A 2,700-nucleotide genomic window follows, 5' to 3' on the forward strand; every position below is an offset into this window, starting at 1 on the left:
GCGCCCCCCCGCCGCCCCCGGCGGGCCACCCCCCGCCGCCCGGCCGAGGAGATATAGCCGCCGGTAAGATGATGCTGTGGGGCGCGGCCCCCCGCCCCCCCGCGCGGGCCCCCCCGCGCCGCGGCTTAACCCCACCACAATCCACCCCCCCGCCCGGGCCCCTGCCCGCCGGGCCTGGCCCCGGGCCCCACGTTCCAGGCGCTGCCACTCCCCCGCACGGGCCCGGGCGCGGATCCCACCGCCCCGGGTCCCGTCGTACCGGCTCCGCCCCCGCCACCCGACCCGTCCCACTCGCCCGGGGAGTCAAGGAATGCCGCTCCAACGCCATCTCAGCAAGGGCCGCGAGATCGCCCGAACCGCCGGGGACCACGCCTCCGACATGTTCGCCCCGCTCTCCGTGATCGGCCGCGGACTGCGCCACCACGCGGGCTGGGCCAAGGACCGCTGGAACGCCACCCCGAAGGAGCGCCGCGGCCCGACGCTGTTCATCTCCGCCGCGATGCTGGTCGGCGTCTACCTGCTGCCGCACGGCCTGCTGTTCGCCCTGATCGCCCTGATGGCCAGCTCCGCCTGGACCGGCCGGGCCCCCAAGCCGGCACCCGCCCCGCCCGCCCCGGACGTCGCCGACATCAAGCTCGGTGCGCTCTACGCGGCGCTCACGCCGTACCTGTGCGGCCCCGAGGACGCCAACCCGCTGTACCACTACGAGGGCCACTACAAGCGCGCCTTCGGCTCCTGGGAGTTCGACGACGAGGGCCGGCTCTCCCGGCTGGAACTCGGCTACCCGGCGTACTTCACCGACACCGAGCCGAGCGCGCGGGCCCGGATCGAGCAGGTCGTCCAGGGCAAGGCCGGCCGGGCCCGGGAGTACCGCTTCGACTGGGACGAGGAGTCCAACCGGCTGCGGATCGCCGCGCTCACCCCGCTGCCCGCCGACATCGTCGCCCAGCGCTTCGTGGCCGCCCCCGGCGAGATCGTGCTCGGCTTCACCGACGAGGACGGCACCGCCCGGACCATCCCGGTCTTCCAGGGCGGCGCGATCGCCCAGCAGCCGCCGGTCGTCTGGCGCACCGGCCCGCGCTCGGCCGAGCCGCACCTGCTGGCACTCGGCGTCACCGGCTACGGCACCTCCAGCCTGATCCGCTCGATCGCGCTCCAGGCGCTCCCGTACGGGGACCTGGTGGTGGTCGACGGCGCGGGCACCGGGGAGCACGCCTGCCTGGTCAACCGGCCCGGCGTGCACACCGTGGAGACCAGCCTGCACGGCGCGCTGGCCGCGCTGGAGTGGGCCTCCCAGGAGACCGAGCGCCGGCTCGCCGCGCTGAACGCCGCCCGGCACGCCGGCACCGCGCCGCCCGAGGACGCCACCCGTCCGCTCTGGCTGCTCCTGGACCACCCGACCGAGCTGAGCGAGCTCGCCCACGCCGAGGGCCGCCCGGACCCGCAGGACCTGCTGGAGCTGCCGCTGCGGCACGGCCGCGCCGCCCGCGTCACCGTGGTGATCGCCGACGACATCGAGGCCAGGGGCCGGATCACCGCGACCGTGCGCTCCACCACCCGGGCCCGGGTGCTGCTCGGCCCCGCCGGCCCCGAGGAGGGCCACGCCGTGCTCGGCGCGCCGCTGGACATCGTGCCCGCCGCGCACGCCCCCGCCGGCCGCGGCTACGCCCGGATCGGCAACAGCACCCCCGTCCGGCTCCAGGTGCCCGCCACCGTCGACCCGCTGGACGAGGAGGCCCCGACCCAGCTGCGGGACGCGGTGATCGCCCTGCTGCCGCACCGCGACACCCGCACCGAGGCCGCCGCCGACCTGCCGCCCCGGCCGGAGCGCCCGCCGGCGGCCCTGCCGGCCGATCCGACCCCCCGGGCCCACCCGGTCGACCTCGCCAAGGGCGAGCCGATGATCCGTTCCCGCCCGATCTCCTGACCACGGCGGACGGGGGCGGCGGCGCTCGTCGAATCCCGTCCCGGTAGGCTCGTCCAGGAAAGGCCGACCGATCACCAGATGTGAAATAGGTGACACCTAGGGTGATATCCACGGCCAGATGTGACAAATCGGGCGCCGATGGGTACAAACAGGGGCGGCACCACAGACGACGCATGTCCCGGGACGGGAATCTTCGTCGGAAGCCGAGCGTTGACCGAACGACGAAGAACAGCGACCACTAGTCCTGTGGGCTATAAGCCCGGGAGGCACGATTCATGAGCGAGCGAGCTCTCCGCGGCACGCGACTCGGGGCCACTAGCTACGAGACCGACCGCGGTATCGATCTGGCTCCCCGCCAGACCGTCGAGTATGCATGTCAGAACGGACACCGATTCGAGGTTCCTTTCTCGGTCGAGGCGGAGATCCCCCAGGCCTGGGAATGCCGCTTCTGTGGCCAGGAGGCGGTACTTCTCGACGGCGACGAGCCGGAAGAGAAGAAGGTCAAGCCGACGCGTACCCATTGGGACATGCTGATGGAGCGCCGGACCCGTGAGGAACTGGAGGAGGTACTGGCCGAGCGACTGGCCGTGCTCCGCTCCGGCGGAATGAACCTCGCGGTGCACCCGCGGGACACCCGCAAGAGCGCCTGACCTCGCTCCCGCCACGGCGGGAGGACGCGAAAAGGGACCCTGGTCACCAGGGTCCCTTTCGCGTTCCCGCCTCGCGTTCCCCGGGACGGGAACGCGGGACGGGAGGGGCGGTCAGCCCGAGAT

Annotated in this window: 2 protein-coding genes; both read left to right on the top strand. The window is 73.9% G+C overall.

The features are described 5' to 3' along the window. Positions 1-310: 310 nt before the first annotated feature. The gene (locus tag ACFV6I_RS08945) at positions 311-1,927 is read left to right on the top strand and encodes a hypothetical protein (RefSeq protein WP_380343477.1); all 1,617 of its coding nucleotides are present in this window, start codon (positions 311-313) and stop codon (positions 1,925-1,927) included. A 275-nt stretch (positions 1,928-2,202) separates the two neighbouring features. Further along, positions 2,203-2,577 (top strand): RNA polymerase-binding protein RbpA, encoded by a 375-nt coding sequence (locus ACFV6I_RS08950; RefSeq protein ID WP_030306127.1) that lies wholly within the window; start codon positions 2,203-2,205, stop codon positions 2,575-2,577. The last annotated feature ends 123 nt before the right edge of the window (positions 2,578-2,700 follow it).

The sequence above is a fragment of the Kitasatospora sp. NPDC059803 genome, from assembly GCF_042732255.1.
GTDB lineage: Bacteria > Actinomycetota > Actinomycetes > Streptomycetales > Streptomycetaceae > Kitasatospora.